This is a genomic window from Phormidesmis sp. 146-33 (assembly GCF_052939515.1).
Map to the genome: position 1 here is coordinate 1 of NZ_JBJPHU010000045.1, position 21,136 is coordinate 21,136.

The following is a 21,136-nucleotide window of genomic DNA, read 5'->3' on the forward strand; positions in this document are numbered from 1 at the left end:
GATCGATAGCTTTCTTGTCCATCCCCTCAACTAAAAACTGTCCGAACCATTGATAGAGGCGATCGTCCTTCTTGAAGTCAAAAAAGTGGCTGGGATGCGATTCTGACCAGCGTTTTGCATCCAAAAGCAGTTTCTCCCCTTCGATCTCCTTGATGTCCTCCAACCGTTCTGCACTTTTGGGTGAATCGACCTCGACCTGAAGTGCTTGAAACAGACGGTTAAGCAGTTTTCGTTGACGGCGCTCAAACCGCTCAACATTCTCCCCTTCCCCCGGCATCGACGATTGCACCCGCCCAATGTTGGTTGCCACCAAACCTACCTTGTTCTGATTCGCCGCAGCCGCAATCTGAGCCAGATTCTGGTACTTCAAACCATCATCGGTGACAACTTCGCTATAAGCCAGCTTGGGGCGTTGTTTCACTGCCTCAAACCGTCCTAGTTCGCCCGCTCGCAGTGTTTCCTTTGCAAGGTTAGGCAACTGGCTAGCAGGGCTAACCATGAGTTGATCGCCATCAAAGTCTGCCTGATGATATTCCTCAGGATCGTGAATTAAATAAGGTGTAATTCTACTATCTGTATCTGTAAGATAGAGAGATCGATGAATCACGAGTGAAATGATGCAATCCTACCCTGCCCCAATAGAAGCCCAGATGAAACGATACTATCAAGAGACCTTTCCGAGAATTTACAAGCGAGACTGCTGCTGGGTTTGAGGTCATTCCACCAGGATTGTTCAAGAACGGTAGCATCAGGGGTTGAGGCAGTTTCTAACAGAAACGACTGTTCAACATCGCGTGGCTCAAGACATGGGCTTTCTCCCAATTTCAAAAGTTGTAATTCGTGAAATCAAGCCTGCCCAATCGTAATCTCACCAGTCCACAAATGGTCAACATCACGGACTCATAGCGCCACGAATGCAGGCGAAACCGATGGGTGAGAATCCGAAAGATCTTCAAGCGACGAATCAGGGGTTCGATGAAGATGCGCTGACCCGAAATCCCCTGGTTTTCGCTGCGTTGGGATTCGCTCAGTTGTTTATTTCTTGGCTTCTTGTGGGGTGTGGTGGTGCGCTCGGCTCCTTGGTAGGCTTTATCGCCCATAAACTGCTGCTGGGGATCGAGGCGTTCCTGATGTTGCCGCAGAAGATGGATATCAGCAGTGGGTACTGGAACCCCTGCCATCACATCGACAATCTCTTGCCCATCGGCGGTGCCCAACAGTCCCGTTTTCTGGGTGTGCTGTCGCTTTTTGCCTGAGTAACAGGTCTTTTGGGCGGCATAATCACCCGGACGTTCTCTGGCTTGTTCGGGACTGTCAGCCAATAGCACTTCCGCCTGCCACAACGCCTGCACCACTGACCACAGATAGGGGTCATGACCAAACTCCTCGAACAAACTCGCAGGCAACCCCTGTCGCAGCAGTTTCAACCCCTCATGGAACGTCTCATGTGCTTCACTTTTGGACACCTCGAACAGCATCCCCAACCCCTCAAAGGGGGGATCGTGCCGCAAGTAGAACAGACACAATCCCAGGGTTTCACATAGGCTCAGTCGACGGGGTCGTCCTGCTCCCTTGGCGTTGACCCTCACTTTTTGGGCTTCTGTTTTGGCTTGGTTTTGAGCATGAGCTTGTTTGGCTTTCTCATGTAGCTGTTGGAAATCCTCAAACCTGATGCCTAACAAACATTGAGTCTTTTGAGGATGAATTTGGATATAATCAAGCAGTTTTTTCATCTGAGGGTAAGCCACGAAAACTTCGTTTTACCCTCTTTTTTTAACTCAATTTAATTTCTGGAAACGACTAATGGTAAACAACGGTTCAAGTGTCATGACTGTGGACGGCAGTTCATTGAACAACCCACTAAAAAGGTGATTGACCAAACCACGCGAGAGTTGATTGACCGATTGTTGTTAGAACGGATTTCACTGGCTGGGATTGCCCGTGCAACCCAAGTTTCTGAACAATGGCTCCAAACCTACGTCAATGAGAAATATGCAAAGGTGCCCCGGCAAGTGCAGGTGACAGCCAAAAAAAGGGGAGGCTGACGATTCAATGCGATGAGTTGTGGTCATTTGTGGACAACAAAGGGAACAAGCAGTGGGTCTGGTTGGCGCTCGATGCTGACACGCGTGAGATTGTGGGTGTTTATATTGGCGCACGCGATGAAGCGGCGGCTCGTAAATTGTGGGACTCGTTGCCTCCGGTCTATCGCCAATGTGCGATCGCCTACACCGACTTTTGGGCAGCATATGCAGCCGTTCTACCGAGCAAGCGCCATTGAGCAGTGGGCAGAGAGACGGGAAAAACGAGCTACATTGAGCGATTCAACAACACCTTGAGGCAACGAGTGTCTCGGTTAGTCCGAAAAACCTTGTCCTTCTCCAAATCCTTAGAGAATCACATTGGTGCCATTTGGTATTTCATCCATCACTACAATGCATCATTACTTGTGTAGCACTACCGAAATTAGAAGCACCGAGACAATCGCCAACGTCAACGGGATTTTAATCCGAAAGGTAGTGCCAATGTTGATCTGACTGCGAACCTCGATCGTGCCGTTGACTCGTTCCAAGTTTGAGCGCACGACATCCATTCCTACGCCGCGACCTGATAGATTGGTCACGCGCTCTGCGGTCGAAAATCCAGGCAGAAACATCAAGTCAAAGGCTTCTCGATCGCTCAGTGCATTGGCTTGAGTAGACGTTAATATCCCCAATTGCTGCGATCGCTGCTTCAACCGATCGGGATCAATTCCCTTCCCGTCATCCCTAATTTCCAGGTTGACTTTGCCCTGTTCATGAAACGCTCGAATGCTCAACTGTCCTTGAGGAAGCTTACCTTGAGCGCTTCGCACCTCCGGCAGTTCAATCCCATGATCGACACAATTCCGAATCAGATGAGTCAGCGGATCTTTAAGGAATCCCGCTCTGAAGCCGTGTTCATGCCCACTACTAAGGAGGTGGACATTGAAACCCTGACTCTGGAAGGGATTCATGTGTTAGTCGTCGATGATGAGACCGACACCCGCACATTGCTTGCGTTTTTGCTGCAAAGCTATGGTGCAGAAGTCACGCTTGCCGCTTCCGCGATCGACGCACTCGCCTTACTCACAGACATCCAGCCCAATCTGCTCCTGAGTGATTTAGGGATGCCTGATGTCGATGGCTATGGACTCATTCAACAAGTTAGAGCGATGCCTGAATTTGAGCATCTCCCTGCGATCGCGCTCACCGCTTACGCCGCAGAAACGACTCAGCAAAAAGTCTTTGCCGCCGGATTTCAACAGCATATTCCCAAACCCGCTGACCCAGCTAGTTTAGTCGCCGCGATCGCTCGTCAAGTCTCCAACCCCACCAAAGTTCGCCCTATCAGAATTTGAGCCAAAACTGAAGTTACCTAATAGATAGGAGCGATTGGCGATCGCGCCATTTTGCCTAAAGACCGAAATGCTTAAGCTTTAATTTCTAAGCACGATCGCGCTGGCACCATGAGCTTCGACATCCGGAATCAGATCTCCACGACAGTTCCTTTGGAGTTGCGCTCTGCACTAATCGTGGTAGTCTTTTACGTCCATTCTGGGCAAATCGATCAGTTGGGTCAACAAAGGTTGCATCGCGTTCATCGCTTGCGTCGGCTGCTGATGCGTAGGGTTTCAGCGAAGCGCTTTGGTTACGTAATCCAGCCGCGCACTTCTGCATCGGTCAACGTTCGCTCTAGCTTGGCGTACTCGCTCTTAGCGGCTTCTAGGAGATATTTCATTCCTACGGCTTCTTCGGTGTCTGCTGCGATAAAGGCTGCATTCAGCGCAATGTTACGAATGTTTCCACCTGCCACGTTTAACCTTGCCAGTTTTGCCATATCTAAGGCTTCAACAGGCAAGGTTTCTGGAAAAACACGCCGCCAAATTTCTTCGCGCTGCACAGCATCAGGAAAGGGAAACTTGATCACAAATCGAATGCGTCGCAAAAATGCAGTATCTAAAGTTTCTTTTAAGTTCGTTGTCAAGATTGCCAGTCCTTGATAAGTCTCCATCCGTTGTAGGAGATAGCTCACTTCCATGTTGGCGTAGCGATCGTGGCTATCTTTTACTTCACTCCGCTTGCCAAACAAAGCATCTGCTTCATCAAATAGCAAAATCACCGATCCAGATTCTGCGGCATCAAACACTCGACCCAGATTCTTCTCGGTTTCCCCAATGTATTTGCTAACAACGGCACTGAGATCAATTCGATATAAGTCAAGTTTTAACGTCTGAGCCAGCACTTCGGCCGCCATTGTTTTGCCTGTTCCGCTTGCCCCCGCAAATAGCGCACTGATGCCTAACCCGCGCTTGTTTTTTGTGCCAAATCCCCACTGTTGATAGACCTGAGTGCGTTGTTTGATCTGAGCCGCGATCGCTCTTAACATCTGCTTTTGGGTCTCTGGTAATACTAAGTTCTCCCAGCCTGCACCGGCTTCAATGCGTTGAGCTAAGTCATCCATTTGAGGCCGCGATCGCAGTCGGCACAAATCCCAAAGTTGAGCAGCCTGAGTCGCCTCGGCGCAAACTGCATCAATTGACGGCTGGTTTAAATTAAATTGAGTTACTAATCGTTCAATCTGTCTGGGATCAACGGTTGATTGAGCAAGATTAGATTGCCAGAGAAGGCGCTGTTCGTCTGAAGTAGGCGCATAGACTTCGAGACTAATATAAGGACGTTGCTGACCTTCCAGGCTGTGAGAGGAACTACGATTGCGCCCTGTGATCACTAGAGGCGTTTGCAGATGAGTCATAAAAAGGTCTAGTGCGATCGCTTTTGCCTGATCAATTTCATGATGAGAGTGACCGTCAATCATCAAGACGTTATTACTTAAAATTGCTTCTCGATTCCATAGTAAAGCGAGGGTCGTCACATCACTGAGACTTGTGGGAATAGCCTGGGCCCGGAGACGATAGAGCTTGCGTTGAGTGAGTTGGGCGGCCGTTGCAGCGATCGCGCTTTTTGCCGCAGTCTCAATGCCGTAGAGCTGGACGATCGCGCGATCGTTTTGTTGCCACAGCAATGCCATCTTTTGGGCTAGCTGCTGTTGCGAGGGTACTAAATCAGATGTGACAGTGACGAGATCAATGATTCCTTTGAAGTGCTGGTATAGAGAGGGTTCGCCAATGAGATAGTGTAAAATTCGCTCATCGATTTGTAGCTGTCTCTGAGTCAGGGTTTGTCCTTCTCCAAGTTCGATCAATCGCCAGTGCCGCAAGGTTCCTTCTGAGGTTAGAGCGCTCCAGTGGTGATGTGGAAAAACACCTAACATCAGCATAAATGTGGGATAGTTCAGCTTTGGATCTCCCTGTGCTTGACCACATAGAAAACTAAATTCTGGACTTAACTCCATGCCCACACAGACGAGAAGAACTGACTGCTCAAATGCAGAGAGATTGAAGCAAGCCGAAAGCTGCTGGAGGGTATCAGGAATGGGACGATCGAGACCTGTAGAAGGACTGATTGCTGAATGGGAAGATTCAAAATAGTCTACGATCTCTTGTTTGACTTGCGCGATCGCTGCCAATAAATCTCGCCAATTTTCCTCACGCCACTGTGCTTTATTCATACTCATTGAATACCTACTTTAGGACTGACAAACTGCTCCGCTTCAACCACAGGTAAGCTCTCAGCCCCACCCACTTGCACTCTTACGAGATACTCTCCCACCTTCACATCCCGAATGATGAATATAGCCGTTTGCGTTGTTTGTAGTGGTTTTGAGGCAGCAAAAATATAAGAGGCTGTTTTATCAAGAGTGAGTTGATTGAGTAGTAGAAAGATGCGCTGATTTTCGTCGAATAGTAAATCAAGAGTAATAGAAATCTCTGCAACAGCAACCTGATCGCGATCGCGATCACGAATCTCAATGCGAGTGTCTACGATAGTTGGACAGACTACGATCGGGATGATATTTGTTCTAGTAGTTCTTTGGAGGATCGTCCCGTTTGATTCAAGGTCAGATAGTTGACGCACCAGCGGATACACAACCTGTAAACTTTGCACTCCTGCCCGTAACGACTGCCTTTCGTCGCTTGTTAAGTCTGCTAAACGTACTTGAATCTCGCTCTCCGTCACAGCTTGAACAGTTACCATTGCTTCTCCAATTTGCACCCTGGGTTGTCCCCGGCGCGGTACAGAAGTCTGGGGTAAATCAGGCCGCTGCTGCACTCTGATGTGTTCGGCTTGCAGTTGCTCGATCGTGACTTCGGGATTTAGCCGCTTGCCCTGGATTCGGATGTGACTGTCTGACGTAATTTCTTGACCTTGATCCGAAAAGACTCGCTCAACCATTGGCTGATTGGGCGTTGCATAAAACTGCCGACTGCGAATCGGTAAGCCTCGACCACTGGGACGATCGCCTTCAATCAAAACGGCTCCTCCCTGACAAGCAAACGACAAGATATAGGGCGTTTGAAAAAACACCGACCAAATTTTGGATAGCTCATCAGTCGAGAGAAAATTGGGCACGATCGTCACTCGTTCTACCTGGTCTATGAGAGTCGATTCTTGTAGAAAAGCAAAATTGGAGTGATTTGTGGTGTCGCGAATCATGTCTGCGGTCAAAACGGGCTGATCTACCAAAGTCCGAACTGCACTTCCTAACAATCGCTGTGGCTCTAGTTCGACCTCGTTGCCATAAAACGTCAGCAGATAGTATAAATCTAAGCCTGCCTGAGCTTGTTTGATCAAGTCTCCTTTAGGGCGACGATTGCGTAAATCTGCATTGCGCCATACGATGCACCGTTTATATCGGGGACAGCACAATCGATCGTTTCAAAATGTCACGGATAGCGATGTGGTGAAGAAGATTGCAGAGGAAGCTGGCATTCAAATCAAAACACCGCTAGACAACAGTGGCGAACCGCATGATTACCTGTTTCAAGAAAATCAGACCAACATGGCTTTCTTGCGCGATCGAGCCAGCCGTATTGGGTTTGAGCTATTTAACCAGGATGGCAAACTACACTTTCGTAAACCCAAGCCAGGAAACGAACTAGCGCTCAAGTGGCTCAAAAATCTTAGTAGTTTTCGAGTCCGGGTCAGCAGTGCCGAACAGGTCAAAGAAGTCGAAGTGAGAGCCTGGGACTATGGCGAAAAACGAGCGATCGTGTCTACAAAACGCACCGATGAAGTGATCACCCAAACAGACAACGGCAAAGGCAGCGACACCAGCACCAAGTTCAACGGTAAGCCAACTAAACCTAAACGGATTATTGTCGATCGTCCTGTGTTTAATCCCAAAGAAGCAGACGCGATCGCACAAGCTGTTTGCAATGAGTTGAGCGGTCAGTTTGTCTGCGCCGATGCCAAAGCTGAAGGCAATCCCAAAATTCGCCCCGGTCGAGTGGTGAAGCTCGAAGGCATGGGACAACACAGCGGCAAATACTACGTCACCGAAACGCGGCATCTCTACTATGAGCGAGTCTACACGACTGAATTTAGTGTGCGAGGACTGCGGGGCGGCGATTTGCTAACAACCCTTGCACCCAAACCAACCCTTCAGCCTGGACAAACACATCTAGTTGGCATTGTCACAGACAACAATGATCCCAAGGGCTGGGGGCGTGTCAAAGTCAAGTTTCCCACGCTGACCGAAGACCATACGAGCAATTGGGCGCGAGTCGTGAGTATCGGAGCGGGACATCAGCGCGGGTTCGATTGTCTCCCTGAAATTAACGATGAAGTGTTGGTTGCGTTTGAACATGGCGATATTCACCGTCCTTATGTGATTGGCGGCGTGTGGACTGGCAAAGACAACACACCAACGCCTGTTAAAGAAAGCGTCAAAGATGGCAAAGTGCGCCTACGAACCATCAAAACTCGGACGGGACATACAATTCAATTTATTGAAGAAGATCAGGAAGGCATTTATATTGAAACAAACGGAGGACACAAGATTCATTTGAATGACAGCGATCGCAGCATTACGATTAGCTCGATCGGAACTCTCAAAATCGAAGCCCCTGGCAACATCGACATCAAAGCAGGGGGAATCATCACAGTCCAAGGTAGGTTGATCAAGCTCAATTAATTTGAGGAGAAATCCATGTCACCCTATGATGTTGCACTAAAACAAGCACAAGCAGAAGACCATCTGCAAGAGGAAGCCGCCGCCGCCGCCGCTAAACAAATTAAGCAGCCCCCGATCGCGGCGAGAATTGGTGATGCGATTTTTGTGGCGCTCCATCCATCCCCAGCATTTCCACCTGTTCTAACGCCTCCTGGAACAGGTAGTCCGACTGTGTGGATTGGAGGACGACCCGCATGGCGTGCCTTGCCTGCTAAGGAAGCAGCAGCCATTAAGGAGGCAAAGACGCGCTCAAACCGCACCCTAGCAGAAGCAAAGGCTGCCCGAACTGTGGCAACAGGAACACCCGGACAGACAGCCGCTGTAGCCAATGAGGAGAAAACGAAGTTAGAGGAAAAGGTAAAGATGGCTAATTTACTTACTAAAGCGGCATCTCTGGGAACAGATTTGCATGGATGTACTCATGGTGTCGGCGCAGTTGAGACTGGCAGTTCAACGGTACTAATTAATGGTCTTCCAGCCAGTCGAGTTGGGGATAAGCTCACCGAGGCTAGTGGGCCGCCCAATGTCATTATGTCGGGAGAGCCGACTGTATGGATTGGAGATTAAATCGCACCTGAAATACTAACAACAGAAGTTAAGACCAATGGGCACCTTCGAGCCATCTCAATAGAAGTCATGATTTGAACTTCACCGAAATGCAAGTCCTCTGGAATGAAAAGTATGGTCTCGATCGCTCTACAACTTACTTATAGGAGCCATTTTTTATGTTCACAGCTTTCCGGTTTTTGTTCTCTAGTACGATCGCTACCGTTTTAGTTACTGGAATACAACTCGCAGCAAGTGCCCGTCCTGCAACGTTGTGTGGTCAAGATCCAGGGAGTGCAGTGAATATCCGAGAGGCTGCTTCGCTGTCAGCTCGTGTGATTGGTACGGCAAAAGTGGGCGATCGGGTGAACACGCTCGACGAGGGGATCGGTGGAGAGACTACTTCAAAAGAAAGCATCTACGCAGTCTGTACCGATCCCGCTAACCACCAATATGTTCGATCGTCCGTTTCCCAAACGCAGCGCTGCAACTGAGGAGTCTTCTACAGACACACCTGACTTTCAAGCCCGATTGGAGTTTGCTCATACTCACGCCCCCGATCTGAAGAGTCTTGCCGCGAATTCTAGTCGCGATCGCACCCCATCCATCATCCAACCCAAGCTGACAGTGGGTGCGCCGAATGACCCCTATGAGCAGGAAGCCGATCGGATGGCTGACCAGGTGATGAGTATGCCGGATTCTGCGGTGCAGCAGCCGATCCATCGCGAGGCAATACTGGAAGACAAAGAACTCCAAACCAAGCCTGCTTTGCGGCGCTCCACGGATGATGCTTTACAGACAGGCAACTCGGTCGAGAATCAATTGAATAGCAGTAAGGGTGGGGGAAGCACAATGCCGGACGATTTGAAATCATACATGGAATCGCGCTTCAACACAGATTTCTCTCGAGTACGAATTCATACAGACAGTAATTCAGTCGATATGAATGAGGCGCTTGAAGCACAAGCATTCACATACGGAAATGATGTGTTTTTCGGCGAGAGTAAATACGATACTGTATCTACCGAGGGAAAAAAATTGTTGGCACATGAACTGACACACGTCGTGCAGCAAACAGGTAATGAGCAGCCGATTGAAAAAAAACAACGAAATACCGGAAAGGCAACTTATGAAGCTGTAAGTGATCAAACTAATGCTTTATCTCGCTCAGCCGCCAAACCTCTTGTACAACTTACTCCTAAAATATACACTCCTGCAAATAATAGCTATTCACAGCCAGAAATAAATCCTGATCCTGTCGTAGCATATTGCAGGCAAGCTGCTGGCAATACGACTGGTTTAATTTCTGATGAGCCTCTTTGGAATCATTGTCAAGATTTAGAAGGACAAATAATGTCCCAAATGACAGGAAGCTATTTCCAATCAAACTCCACAGGTTATTACTCTAAGGTTTATGACCCAGGATTAATGTACCTGAACTATAAAGTTACAGTCAACATTACTATGTATGAAGATCCTCAGGGTGCCACAACTCCTGGATCTGTAGCTACAGTTGGTAGCAAAGCAATAAGTGGTTCCAGAAATCAAAATTCTGAAAGCCAGCAACAAACTACAACTTTTGGAGGTTCAGGTGAAGCTTCAAAAGAAAATAGTGGGAAACTTGGAGCAAACTTAGGATCTTCAGTCACATCTACCACTGGACATGATTCCGGCATCACAACAGGTTCAGAAACTTCCAGTAGTCAAAACTCGAAGACAGTTCGTGTGAATTCAAAGCTGCTGACAAAAGTAAAGGTAAGTGTCCAACAGTATGACCGGATTGCTGAGTATCATTCGTGGAGTAGCACATCTGGTCTTTTGGCTGTGGGTAATGTTACTTACACTCGTCCAACTCAGGAAGCTGCTCCTCCACCTGAAAAGTAAGTGCGATCGCTCGTCCGTAGCTTAGTGCGATCGCCTACTACAATCAAAAGCTCTTGTTCGTTGCCACTTCTACCAGCATGAGCGATTGTCCCCCTGATGTCCCAGAACTTCCCGATCGCCGATCGTTGAGTGCAGCCTTGCGGTATCTGCAAAGCAGCGAACTTCTAGGGAACATCGGGCGATCGCTTTGAGATATCTGTTCGCAGATTGCAGGAATAATAGTGGACTACAGCGACCCTTGCGGTATCTGCGAAGCAGCGCGCTTTTGGGGGTTTGGAAAGAGCGATCGCGGTTCCTTGTTGAGAGATGCGATCGCGGTTCCTTGTTGAGAGATGCGATCGTAATCTTTAAGCAGATCAGCTTTCTAGATCCTTGAGCAAATCAGCATAAAATACCTCCATCTGCCCTGCGATCGCACGACTATGAGCAACACGGGTGAAAACCTTGAACCAGAAAACAATCCACAATGGCAAATCACCCTAATTACAGGCGATTTCAGGAAGTTTTCGGAATACGTTCTCATCCCCAACCATAAATCTGGCAAAGATAAAATATTTCTTGACCTTCTAGGCTATCGCCCCAACAACCTCGACGATGCTCAAACACTCCTGGAAACTTACATCACTCAAGCTCAGTTCAAATTTGCAGCCCAAGACTACACTATCGGTGAACAAGATCGTCATGGACAACGGTTCACGATTATCGTAGAGGTTAGAAGTAAAAAACTTCGCACAGGCTGGATTTTGGATAATCAAGGTACATTGAAGTTAGCGACTCCGTTCTCTGGATTTGCTAATGGAGGTAATCCATCATGACTCTAGAACCCTATTCACTTGTAGAACTTCTCACCGACCGTTACCAAGATCGCGGAGTGACCATAGGCGCGATCGGCACCATTCTTGAGGTCTACGCAGAAGCCTACGAAGTTGAGTTCTCCCAAAGCAACGGAACCACGATCGCTTGGTTTGCGGTCTCACAAAATGAGGTCAAACCCGTAGCGAGTCACTCCTACCAGCATGAGCGATCGTCCCCCTGATGTGCCAGTTCCCGATCGTCGATCGTTGAGGGTGACCCTTGCGGTATCTGCGAAGCAGCGCGCTCCTCTTGTCGTGCGATCGCTGCGCAGGTTGGTTTAACGAAGTGCGATCCCGGTGGGCAAAGGGGAGATTACCTTCTTTACTGACACGTTTCATCGCGCTATACTTGTACAAGTAAGCAGACAGGTTCAGAAATGAGAATAGTTACCTTTAGCGAAGCCAGAAACAAGCTAAAAGTCATATTAGACCAAGTCGTGAATGACGCAGACTACACTGTCATTACTCGGCGAGATGCCGACGATGCCGTAGTGATGTCGCTTGAGTATTTTAATAGCTTGCTTGAAACTGTTTATTTATTGAAGTCTCCAGCAAATGTCGCTCACTTAGAACGCTCCATTGCCCAGTATAAGCAAGGTCAAGTCATCGAACAAAACTTATTAGATGACTAATCGAAAATTAGCTTGGACTAATGAGGCATGGAAAGACTACATCTATTGGCAAGGTCAAGATAAAAAGACCCTAAAAAAAATTAATAAACTGATTCAAGAAGCGAAAGTCCTTCCTTTCGAGGGAATTGGCAAGCCTGAACCTTTGAAAGAAAACTTAGCTGGATTTTGGTCGCGTCGCATTGATGATACCCATCGTCTTGTCTATGCTGTAGATGATGATTACTTAACCATTATCTCTTGTCGTTATCATTATTAGCCATAGTACGATCGCTACCCTTATCGAGAGAAATGATCGCGCTATTAGGTAAAATCTTGTTCCCGCTATCATCAGGGGCAGTGCGATCTGCTTTGCAGATATCTCAAAGAGATCGTTCCCCTGATGTCCCAGAACTGCCCGATCGCCGATCGCTGAGTGCAACCCTTGCCGTATCTGCGAAGCAGCGCGGTTTTGAGAAAGAGTGAGATCGACGATAAGTTCAGAACCACGATCGTTGCTTTAATGCTCGGTTTAGACGAAAATTAGTAAGCGACAGAATGAACTGATTGATCTCAACAAGGCTGTAACCCGATCAGGAATGCATTATGCAAGAAGAATTCGACGATCGCTTTTCTAATCTCATCGGTTCTGGATTTGCACTTCCGTTACGATCTAGTGTTCAAGGTGGCATTCAGTTGAGTGCAGATGAACCTAATATTGAAGAATCGATCGTGATTATTCTGCGAACTAGCCTGGGGGAGCGAGTCTATCGTCCTAACTTTGGCTCTCGCTTGTCTGAATTGGTGTTTGAACCGTTGAACATTCAAACATTATTGTTGATTCGGCTGTATGTTGAAGAAGCGATCGAAACGTGGGAACCTCGGATTAACTTGATTGAAGTTCGTGCTGATCCCGATCCGGTGAGAGGCAAGGTTGACATTGAGATTATTTACGAACCCAAAGACAATCCCGACTCCCGCAGTATGGTCTTCCCGTTCTATTTGCTATCTGCCCAGTAGCGATTTTTGATATGGAATTTGATTTTCTGCCCAAGTTGCCCAACTCTAATCTTGACGATCGAGCCTATCGCGATCTGGTAGAAGAGTGTATTCTTCGCATTCCCCGCTATTGCCCAGAATGGACAAACCACAATCCTAGCGACCCCGGTATTACGCTGATTGAGCTATTTGCCTGGTTGACGGATCAAATGCAACTGCGGTTTAATCAGGTGCCCCGTCGCAACTATGTCGCCTTTCTAGAACTGTTGGGAATTCACCTCAAGTCGCCAACTTCTGCCCAGACTGACCTGACGTTTTATCTGAGCAGCGCTCAAGACTCTACAGTGGTCATTCCTCGTGATACCGAAGTAGCGACGGAGCGAACGGCAACCGATGAAGCGATCGTGTTTAGTACGAATCAAGATCTGATCGTGGGCAATCCTCGCATCAAACATTTTCTGACTCGTGACACGGATCAAGCAGACTTTGAGAATCGCTTTCACAATTCGATTAATGAACGCAGTCGCGATTGGCAGAACATGGGCGAAACTTCGCTGTTTACAGAGTCACTGCCGGGTAATAGCTTCTATTTGGCTTTGGATACGTCGCCAACAGAGGAGGCGCAGTCGATTCAAGGCAATGTGATCGAGTTGATTGTTCGCGGCGAGTCAGCGACCGGAACGGGGATCGATCCCAATGAGCCACCGCGAGTCTGGCAAGCCTGGAATGGACATCAGTGGCAATCGGTGTTGAGACAGGAAGTAGACGATCGCACCAAGGGCTTTAATTTTGGTAGTGACGCGACGGCTCAAGGTCGGTTGCGAGAAGCCAGCGTAATTTTGCATCTGCCTCAAGACTTTCCAGAAGCCGAGTTTGGCGATTGTCAGGGACACTGGATTCGCTGTGTGTATGAGACAAAGCGGGAGTATCAGCGCACCTACAGCGTTTCACCTCGGATTGTTGGATTGCGAATTCAAGCGATCGGCGGAACTATCCCCGCGAGTCAGTGCATTCGCGTTCGAGAAGAACTGTTGGGAACTAGCACAGGCAAACCTGGACAAGCCTTTCCCCTACAAATGCAGCCTGTTTTAGACCGACAAGCAGCAGAGGAATACATCGAAGTCAAACTCTCTGACGGAATGGTTGAAGCGTGGCAGGAAGTTCCTGATTTTAGTCGATCGAGTTCCGATGACCCTCACTATACGATCGATGCTCGAACCGGGACAGTGCAGTTTGGGCCGTTGATTCGCGGCCCGATGCGACTGAGACAACAAACCTACGATCGCGCTCAGATTCAAGCGTCTGTGCAACGGGCAGCGGCTCAGTTTCAAGACCGCAACAGTCGAGAACGGGTACTGTCTCCGTTGAGTGATCCGATCGGGGGAACTACTGCATTTACCGAGCGGCAGTATGGTCGAGTTCCGCCACCGGGTGCAGAAGTTTACATGAAATCTTATCAGTTTGGCGGGGGTCGGCAGGGCAATGTGCAGGCTGAGAAGTTGACCATTTTGCGATCGTCGCTGCCCTACATTACTCGCGTGACGAACTATGAGCCAGCGCAAGGCGGAGCCGATGCCGAATCATTGGAAGAAGCGGTGATGCGGGTGCCTCAACAGCTACGGACTCGTGAATGTGCCGTCACGCCTGAAGATTTTGAAACTGTCTCGAAAGCACTTCCAGGGCAGAAAGTCGCCCGTTCTCACTGTCTGCGAGAATCCCAATATAGTACGCCGGGAGTCGTGCGATTGCTGATTGTGCCGCAGGTCGAAACCGATCGCATTGATTGGACACAGGGCATGAATCCCGATCGCGTTTTCAGTCTCAGCACAGAATTGCGGCAGGAAATGGATTTGTATTTGCGTGATCGTCGTCCTTTGGGTATCAAAGTTGAGCTACAAGAGCCAGAATATGTGGGTGTTAGCGTTTGTCTGAGTGTGTTGCTGGAGTCGAGAAGCGATCGAGAATCTATTCGCAGACATATCCTGGTCGCGTTGTATCAGTTTCTCAATCCGATTGTCGGCGGTGTTGAGGGTCAAGGTTGGAGTCTGGGTCGTCCGGTGTATACTTCTGATATCATTTCTCTGTGTCAAAAGATTCCAGGAATTCGACATTTGGGCGCGATCGAGCTATTTGAAGTTCGTAAGCAGGAAGACGGCTGGAACCTGTTGGCAGCTACAGATTCGATGATTGCTCCGAGTCCGCTGGGCTATCTTTGTTCCTGGGCAGGGGACACGATCTCTTCGAGTTACCTGCAAGGGGTCACCTTTGCGCCTCACGGTAAATCTGATCCTGGTCATGAAATCAACTTTGTGGAGCCATAAGCCTGAATGACTCAAGCGATTTCAAAGACGATATTGCAAGTACAAATGACTTCGATGGCTCCGCTCGAAAAGGTGGAAGCTGTGGCTATTTTGGGACAGGAGACGACACAGATTGCGACCAATAGTTTACTCCTTCATCCCGGTGAACCAGGCGAGATCGTTGTGCGGGTCGAGAATCCGGGCGATCGCGTGTTGCAGTGGCGGCTGAATCTGGGGGGAGAAGTGCCGAGTGAGTGGCATTCTGAGGAACAACCCTTAAGAGAACTTGCGCCTCAGGCCAAAGAAGATGTTTCGCTAGTGTTTACGGCACCTCTCGATTTTTTTGAACATCAGACTGCTTTAGAACAAGGAACACAACTACAGCTAACTTATCAATGCGAAATTGAAGTGTCTGAGGTGAGAGAAGCAGGCGCGCGATCGATTAGCTATCGAGTCTTTACTCTGTATGTTCGTCCTCGTGTTTCTTATCTCGATTTTTTGCCTGCGTTCTATGCGGAGACTGATTTCTTTGAGCGGTTTCTAGCCATCATTGAGCAGACGTTTGATCCCTATGTGCAAACGATCGATACTTTGTGGGCTTATCTCGATCCGCTGACGGCTCCCGAATCGATGCTGCCGTTTTTGGCTCATTGGGTCGCCTGGAAGTTAGAGCCTGACTGGGATATCGAACAGCAACGACGGTTAATTCGGGACGCGATCGAACTCTACCGATGGCATGGGACTCGTCGCGGTCTACAGCGCTATTTGAGTCTCTATACAAACTTGCCCTGCAAAGATGAGTATGTTGCGATCGAGGAAGCCTTCACAGGTGGTTTTACGTTTGGCAGTTGTCAGCTTGGGCAGAATGCAATGATGGGCGGCGGTCGTCCGTTTCATTTTATGGTTCGTCTGCGTCCTGAGCATCCAGACCAAATCATTGATGAATCACTGGTGAGAATGGTAATTGAGCGCGAAAAACCACCCTTCTGCACCTACGATTTGAGTATTGAGCATCAGTAGCTAATTGGGTCGTGGTGGAACTTCGATCGGCGCTAGTTCACCCGTCTGCTCATCAGGCTGTCCATCGGGCATTGATGGTGGGGCTGACTTGCCTGAATTGTTGGAATTCGCATTGCCTGAAGGCGGAGGAGGCGGAGGAAGTAGGATTGGGGCAGGTGTGTCTTGAGGCGCGATCGTCTGCACAGTGACGGATTGCGTTTTTTGTTCCCCAAATTTGTTGCTCACCTTGAGTGTGATTGTTTCAGAACCGGGTGCAGCGATCGAAAAAGGAATGCTTCCGACGAGTCCCACAACTCCGGGTGAAGGCATTAATTCTACTTTGATATCTTCGCCGCCCGATACTTCCCAGGCAATGCTAATGTCAAACGCATCATCCGTCCCGCTCAAAAGATAGGTATGTTTCGACTTTTCGGCTGCTGTTTCACCATTAACCGTGAACTTCCTAATTTCTAAGGGTCTTGGCTGGATTTTAATAGGTTCAGTATTGCGAATGAGTTCTGTTTTGCCTCGTTCTTGTTTGACGATCGCCGTCAGCTTAAACACATAATCTCCTGGTTTTCTAATAGTGGTTGGCAGGTTTTGACAAACTAACTCCGACTCAGTGCTGAGTGGACAAAGATTGGTTAGTTCCGCAAAGGGCGACGAGTCTGACTTCTTCGATGCGGCTCCAATTAGAAATTTTCCAGTTGAGCCGAATTAGACCAGGAGCATTAGCAGGTTGAGTGCGTGAGGTGGGTGAAGGGGTGGGAGTGGGAGGGAGGGAGGGAAGGAGTGGGGTTGTAGGTGAAGTTATGGGTGTTGTAGGTGAAGGTAAAGGTGAGGGTGAAGGTGTGGGTGTGGGTACTGTGGGAACACTCAATTCCTGGTAGATCGATCGTGTTGGTTCAAAGCTGAGGATTTGAGGTTCGTCGTCGGGTTTGACGGTAACCGTCTCGGTGGTTTGGGTGGCGATCGGATCTTTTTCAGGAATTTTAGGATCTTTGGGAAGCCGAAAAACCTGCATTTGAAAAGTGTAGTCACCTGCTTTTTTAGTTTCTGTAATGATGCCTTTGCAGTTCAATCTGCTGGATGATTGCGTTCGATCGGCAATTGTTGGATAGTGCAGGCCCAGGAAATTTAAGGGTCTGGTAGATTTTGATTCATCAACTTCGCAAAAGTTCTTCTCTTTATTCGTCCCGTCGTCGTTCCTGAGATTTAAGTAGGCTGGAAATTCACCATTTTGGTGCCAATACTTTCGCCAATCTTGAACACTAAAGTTCTTTCGGTAGGTTTCTACTCCTTTTTCTAAACGAACAATCACAATGCGATCGACTTGTTGCCAATTATCTACTTCCCAACTTAAGCGAATTGGCTCGGTTTTCCCCTCTTGATAGGCAATGTTCTCACTGGGTTTCTCAGGATTCTTCAGGGGAGTGACACCAAATGACAGAATTCCAGGGAGTGGGGGACGGGTTAACCAAAAGAGCAATGCAATCCCAACCAGTCCTAATAAGGGAAGTAGGATCAGTAGCCCCAGAAACCACCAGGGTCGAGCTTTCCAGACGATCGTACCTTGTGTGTCTGGTAATGCTGAGATTGATACGGCTGTAAGGAAGGGATCGCGAGTATTTTCTAGTTCGATCACAAAGGGAACTTCAATACCCTTGCCTCTAAGCGGACGCTTCCAGCGATGACGAGGTTTGATGTTGAGATCAATCTTAGTAACCTTGCCGGGATCAAGTTCGACCACACAAGGGTCTGGATTGTAGACAAAAAGCTGATTAAAATCGGCAGCCCGAACAGTAATTTTGCGTTTAATGTTGCCTGAGTTAGTTAACTGAAGCTCAAACTGACCAGGCTCTTGAGGAATTTGGCGCAAGGCTGGCGTGAGATCAGGCTGTAAGCGATCGTCAGGCAACACTTGTAAATACACTACATCCAGAAGAATCAGGTCTTCGTGGTTTCTAGACGTGAGTTGCAATGTCGGAAAGTAACTTCCAGCCAGGGTATATCTGGGCGGATGTAGTAGTAAGGTAATCTTGCCCTGACTTTTGCTGTAAAGCGGCAGCCCATCGGTTTCTTTGACAACACCCAGACCTTCGATCGCGCCTTCGGGATATTGGACAGTAAACCAGGATTTGTCAAGTTCGGGGCAGGTGAGATAAAAGCGATCGACAAGCTTCGATCGATTCTCAACATTGACCTTGATTGTCAACGTTTCTTCTGCGGCTAATAGATAGGGCTTTGTGGACGTAGTAACAGGCTCAACCGTAAATCCTGGCTCCATCTCCAGCGACGAATCTTCGTCAGAAGGAATGACTTGAAGCTGCTGCGATCGCCGCACAGTAGTCCCTGGATGTTGGGCGGACTCAAACACCACGCTGTAGTTATAAAAATCAGGCAGAACTTGCTGTGGAATCTCAAAGCTGAGTGTTACCGTGACTCGATCGCCGCGATTGACTTTAACTAACGGCAGCGGCTTAAACGTGTAGCAGTTGAGCAAGACTTCTGATTTAGTATCATTTGGCTCTAACCAATAATTGACGGTTGCCTCATCCTGATCACCAATGTATTTGATCGTGAGAATGCGATCGCGAATGGCTCCCCGCTTGACTTTGGTTTGCGTGACAGCTACACGGTCTTCAATAATGAGAGGGCTATTACTGACTTGCATTAGAGTTCATGGGTTCACGATAGAGCTTGACTTGATTACCCGGTGCATCACTAGTAACTAGAATAAATTTAGCTTCCGTCTTGATGTCCACACTATGCACTCGTCCAGGAAACTGTTTAAGTTTTTTGACTAGAAAGTGTTCACCATTCTTCTTGAATGACCAAAGATTGATTTGACCGTCATCTCCCACACTAGCCAGATAGTCGCCTTGAGGAGTGATGGCAACCGAACGGATGGGCTTTCCGGCTTCTCCAGCGAGCCAGCGATCGACCTTTGGCATCTCACAAGCTCGAATCGATAGTTTTTTGCCCGCCGTGATTTCACTGATCCTGGAACCCTTTAACGGTAATGGTCTACAGTCGCGTTGATGCCAGTCCCATAGAATAATGTAGCCTTGATTGTCAGCCGTCACGAGAACATTGTTTGCGATCGCCAGACTTTCGATGTAATGTTGTTGCCCTACTATCGGTTTGAAGTCAGCAGTGTTCTCTGATGGATAGGCAATTACCTCCACACTTGATTTCTCCCAATTCCACAACATCAACTGATTAAACTGTCCGGCAACCACTACAAATGAGTCTAACGAAGTAGGACTAGCAACTAGAGACGTAATTGCAAAATTAGTGGTCAGAGTTCTAATAGAGTCTGTGAAATCTTGATTCAAACCCCACTGCCGAATCCGGCTACTTCCGTGACCACTAAACAGATAGTTTGAGTCGCGAGTAAAGGCTAAATCAAAGACGCGATCGTTCCCCGGAAGAATCGTTTTCAGCGTCTTATTCTTCAAAACATCCCAAATTTCAATCGTACCGTTCTCCAGTCCCACAGCAATCTCATTGTTGTTTTCAGGCTTCACCTGGATCACACGCACGCCTCGCTGCTGGTCTTGTCTGATTTGACCTTCATCCTTGAGTTGAGGTTGTCCTAATAGCGGATCAGTCACCTGCCACTGGCGAACGGTGCGATCGCTCGACCCACTAAACACATTACTCGCTGTACCATCAAACCGAACCGATCGCACTGTTGCAGCGTGTTTTGCAGCCGGATTAAAGATTCCATTCAGCCAGAGAAGTAACAGTGCGAGAATGCCACCGCCTAACCATAGAAAAGGAGAAACGATCGGGCGAACTTCTAGTTCCAAACTATGATGACTGGGCACCGATCGGATAGGAATGTTTCGCCCATCTGGGGCATCTAAAATGGCAGCCTTGACCTCAAATTGTAGTCGTTGTCGCAAACACCAGTGGCGCTTTTTTCGAGCAATCAGCATGAGAGGCTGGCTGGGGTCTCCTGGTTTCAGTGTGACAGCATCGGGAAGTAAGAGATTGGCAGCTATGCGATCGTCCTCACTCACCTCTAACTGAACTCGCTGTAGACAATTGCTGGCGTTTTTAAACTCAACCTGATAAGCAGCAAACTCTTTGGCTAAAATCCGTTGCTTTTTGGGCGTACAGTGAAACTCTACAATGCCTGCTGGCGAGACTTCGAGTGTTCCATCCTCAGTCAGAATTCGTCCTTTTCCTTTAATCTCAGGAAGAGCTCCGATCGTAAACGGCACAATCTGCGTCAACAGTTCGGGATCATTCGGCAACCGACAAGAAAAGGTTGCTTTTGTAGGATAGCTGGGTTCTACACGAAGTTTTTGCTCGTTTTGAGTCAACCAGGCAGGAGAAATTCCAGTACAAGCGAGTGTAATATCAATTGCTCTGGGGCTGTAGTTGTAAACCAGCACAGGAATGTCTACTCGATCGCCTGGAGACACTTTAAATACTTTATTCGGCAACACCAAATTTAACGGTTGCTGAGGCTTTTTAATCGTTAGCGTTAGTTTCTGGGTTGTGGTCAGTGATCGTTGCTCAATAGAGAACACCCGCAGCAAGAGATCAATCGTCGTGTCATACACTGGGAGCGGCGATCGCACCACTCTGACTTGAAACGTCGTGCTGGCTCCAGGAGGCTTTTTTGCACAGATTTCTGGCTCTATTTGTACCAATCTGCGATCGCCGCCGAATCAACTCCCGCTGTCGCTAATGCTACTTGAAAACTGACAAAATCGGGGCTGTTGTTCGTGACTGTTACTTCAAACTCACCGCCCTGGTCTTCAACGTCCAACCCATCTGAGCCAGGGGTAAGCGTCAGATTTCGACGAGTTACTTCAACTTTAACGGGATTAAACAC

General features: G+C 48.3%; 21 protein-coding genes and 1 pseudogene. 13 read left to right on the forward strand and 9 right to left on the reverse strand.

Features of this window, described 5'->3' with window-relative positions:
* Positions 1 to 607 (reverse strand): hypothetical protein (locus ACJ2PR_RS18220; RefSeq protein WP_446878042.1); only part of this gene is annotated, 607 nt, incomplete at its 3' end.
* A gap of 217 nt (positions 608 to 824) precedes the next feature.
* Positions 825 to 1,733 (reverse strand): transposase family protein, encoded by a 909-nt coding sequence (locus ACJ2PR_RS18225; RefSeq protein ID WP_446878043.1) that lies wholly within the window; start codon positions 1,731 to 1,733, stop codon positions 825 to 827.
* 57 nt (positions 1,734 to 1,790) lie between these two features.
* Between ACJ2PR_RS18225 and ACJ2PR_RS18230 the strand changes: the two are divergent.
* Positions 1,791 to 2,455, forward strand: a pseudogene (locus ACJ2PR_RS18230) (IS1 family transposase).
* On the opposite strand, the gene ACJ2PR_RS18235 reads toward ACJ2PR_RS18230, so the two are convergent.
* Positions 2,444 to 2,995 carry an ATP-binding protein gene (locus ACJ2PR_RS18235; RefSeq protein ID WP_446878044.1) on the reverse strand — a complete coding sequence of 184 codons (552 nt, stop codon included), beginning with the start codon at positions 2,993 to 2,995 and terminating at the stop codon, positions 2,444 to 2,446. The pseudogene ACJ2PR_RS18230 and the gene ACJ2PR_RS18235 sit on opposite strands and share 12 nt — an antisense overlap.
* Here ACJ2PR_RS18235 and ACJ2PR_RS18240 point away from each other — a divergent pair.
* Complete coding sequence (locus ACJ2PR_RS18240; RefSeq protein WP_446878045.1) at positions 2,942 to 3,379, forward strand: response regulator; 438 nt, start codon at positions 2,942 to 2,944, stop codon at positions 3,377 to 3,379. The two genes, ACJ2PR_RS18235 and ACJ2PR_RS18240, sit on opposite strands and share 54 nt — an antisense overlap.
* Positions 3,380 to 3,669: 290 nt before the next feature.
* Here ACJ2PR_RS18240 and ACJ2PR_RS18245 read toward each other — a convergent pair whose 3' ends face one another.
* Positions 3,670 to 5,595, reverse strand: a complete 1,926-nt coding sequence (locus ACJ2PR_RS18245; RefSeq protein ID WP_446878046.1) for an ATP-binding protein — start codon at positions 5,593 to 5,595, stop codon at positions 3,670 to 3,672.
* Positions 5,592 to 6,713: a DUF4255 domain-containing protein gene (locus ACJ2PR_RS18250; RefSeq protein ID WP_446870773.1), complete on the reverse strand. Its 1,122-nt coding sequence runs from the start codon at positions 6,711 to 6,713 to the stop codon at positions 5,592 to 5,594. The genes ACJ2PR_RS18245 and ACJ2PR_RS18250 overlap by 4 nt, the downstream gene beginning before the upstream one ends.
* Here ACJ2PR_RS18250 and ACJ2PR_RS18255 point away from each other — a divergent pair.
* The 11 genes from ACJ2PR_RS18255 to ACJ2PR_RS18305 all read left to right on the forward strand — a co-directional run bounded on the left by ACJ2PR_RS18255 (position 6,706) and on the right by ACJ2PR_RS18305 (position 16,305).
* Complete coding sequence (locus ACJ2PR_RS18255; protein ID WP_446878047.1) at positions 6,706 to 8,055, forward strand: VgrG-related protein; 1,350 nt, start codon at positions 6,706 to 6,708, stop codon at positions 8,053 to 8,055. The two genes, ACJ2PR_RS18250 and ACJ2PR_RS18255, sit on opposite strands and share 8 nt — an antisense overlap.
* A gap of 15 nt (positions 8,056 to 8,070) precedes the next feature.
* On the forward strand, positions 8,071 to 8,661 hold the full coding sequence (locus ACJ2PR_RS18260; protein ID WP_446878048.1) for a PAAR domain-containing protein: 591 nt from the start codon (positions 8,071 to 8,073) through the stop codon (positions 8,659 to 8,661).
* A gap of 158 nt (positions 8,662 to 8,819) precedes the next feature.
* On the forward strand, positions 8,820 to 9,134 hold the full coding sequence (locus ACJ2PR_RS18265; RefSeq protein WP_446878049.1) for an SH3 domain-containing protein: 315 nt from the start codon (positions 8,820 to 8,822) through the stop codon (positions 9,132 to 9,134).
* A complete protein-coding gene (locus ACJ2PR_RS18270; RefSeq protein ID WP_446878050.1) occupies positions 9,094 to 10,524 on the forward strand; it encodes an eCIS core domain-containing protein in 1,431 nt (476 codons plus the stop codon). The genes ACJ2PR_RS18265 and ACJ2PR_RS18270 overlap by 41 nt, the downstream gene beginning before the upstream one ends.
* Before the next feature lie 422 nt (positions 10,525 to 10,946).
* The gene (locus ACJ2PR_RS18275; protein WP_446878051.1) at positions 10,947 to 11,339 is read left to right on the forward strand and encodes a DUF6883 domain-containing protein; all 393 of its coding nucleotides are present in this window, start codon (positions 10,947 to 10,949) and stop codon (positions 11,337 to 11,339) included.
* Positions 11,336 to 11,560: a DUF4926 domain-containing protein gene (locus tag ACJ2PR_RS18280; RefSeq protein WP_446862389.1), complete on the forward strand. Its 225-nt coding sequence runs from the start codon at positions 11,336 to 11,338 to the stop codon at positions 11,558 to 11,560. The genes ACJ2PR_RS18275 and ACJ2PR_RS18280 overlap by 4 nt, the downstream gene beginning before the upstream one ends.
* 195 nt (positions 11,561 to 11,755) lie before the next feature.
* Entirely contained in the window at positions 11,756 to 12,010 is a 255-nt protein-coding gene (locus ACJ2PR_RS18285) for a type II toxin-antitoxin system Phd/YefM family antitoxin (protein WP_446862388.1), read from the forward strand.
* Positions 12,003 to 12,266 carry a Txe/YoeB family addiction module toxin gene (locus ACJ2PR_RS18290; protein ID WP_446878052.1) on the forward strand — a complete coding sequence of 88 codons (264 nt, stop codon included), beginning with the start codon at positions 12,003 to 12,005 and terminating at the stop codon, positions 12,264 to 12,266. Before ACJ2PR_RS18285 ends, ACJ2PR_RS18290 begins: the two co-directional genes overlap by 8 nt.
* Positions 12,267 to 12,592: 326 nt before the next feature.
* Positions 12,593 to 13,006 carry a GPW/gp25 family protein gene (locus tag ACJ2PR_RS18295; RefSeq protein ID WP_446878053.1) on the forward strand — a complete coding sequence of 138 codons (414 nt, stop codon included), beginning with the start codon at positions 12,593 to 12,595 and terminating at the stop codon, positions 13,004 to 13,006.
* A gap of 11 nt (positions 13,007 to 13,017) precedes the next feature.
* Positions 13,018 to 15,306, forward strand: a complete 2,289-nt coding sequence (locus ACJ2PR_RS18300) for a putative baseplate assembly protein (protein ID WP_446878054.1) — start codon at positions 13,018 to 13,020, stop codon at positions 15,304 to 15,306.
* Positions 15,307 to 15,312: 6 nt separating this feature from the next.
* Complete coding sequence (locus tag ACJ2PR_RS18305; RefSeq protein WP_446878055.1) at positions 15,313 to 16,305, forward strand: phage tail protein; 993 nt, start codon at positions 15,313 to 15,315, stop codon at positions 16,303 to 16,305.
* Here the strand turns inward: ACJ2PR_RS18305 and ACJ2PR_RS18310 are convergent, their stop codons facing one another.
* From ACJ2PR_RS18310 to ACJ2PR_RS18325, 4 genes are read right to left on the reverse strand one after another with little or no spacing between them, the layout of a single operon-like run.
* Positions 16,306 to 16,848, reverse strand: coding sequence for a hypothetical protein (locus tag ACJ2PR_RS18310; RefSeq protein WP_446878056.1), 543 nt, complete (start codon positions 16,846 to 16,848; stop codon positions 16,306 to 16,308).
* Positions 16,849 to 16,903: 55 nt separating this feature from the next.
* Positions 16,904 to 18,958 (reverse strand): COG1470 family protein, encoded by a 2,055-nt coding sequence (locus ACJ2PR_RS18315; RefSeq protein ID WP_446878057.1) that lies wholly within the window; start codon positions 18,956 to 18,958, stop codon positions 16,904 to 16,906.
* Positions 18,945 to 20,951, reverse strand: a complete 2,007-nt coding sequence (locus ACJ2PR_RS18320; protein ID WP_446878058.1) for a hypothetical protein — start codon at positions 20,949 to 20,951, stop codon at positions 18,945 to 18,947. The genes ACJ2PR_RS18315 and ACJ2PR_RS18320 overlap by 14 nt, the downstream gene beginning before the upstream one ends.
* The gene (locus ACJ2PR_RS18325) at positions 20,939 to 21,136 is read right to left on the reverse strand and encodes a hypothetical protein (protein WP_446878059.1); all 198 of its coding nucleotides are present in this window, start codon (positions 21,134 to 21,136) and stop codon (positions 20,939 to 20,941) included. Before ACJ2PR_RS18325 ends, ACJ2PR_RS18320 begins: the two co-directional genes overlap by 13 nt.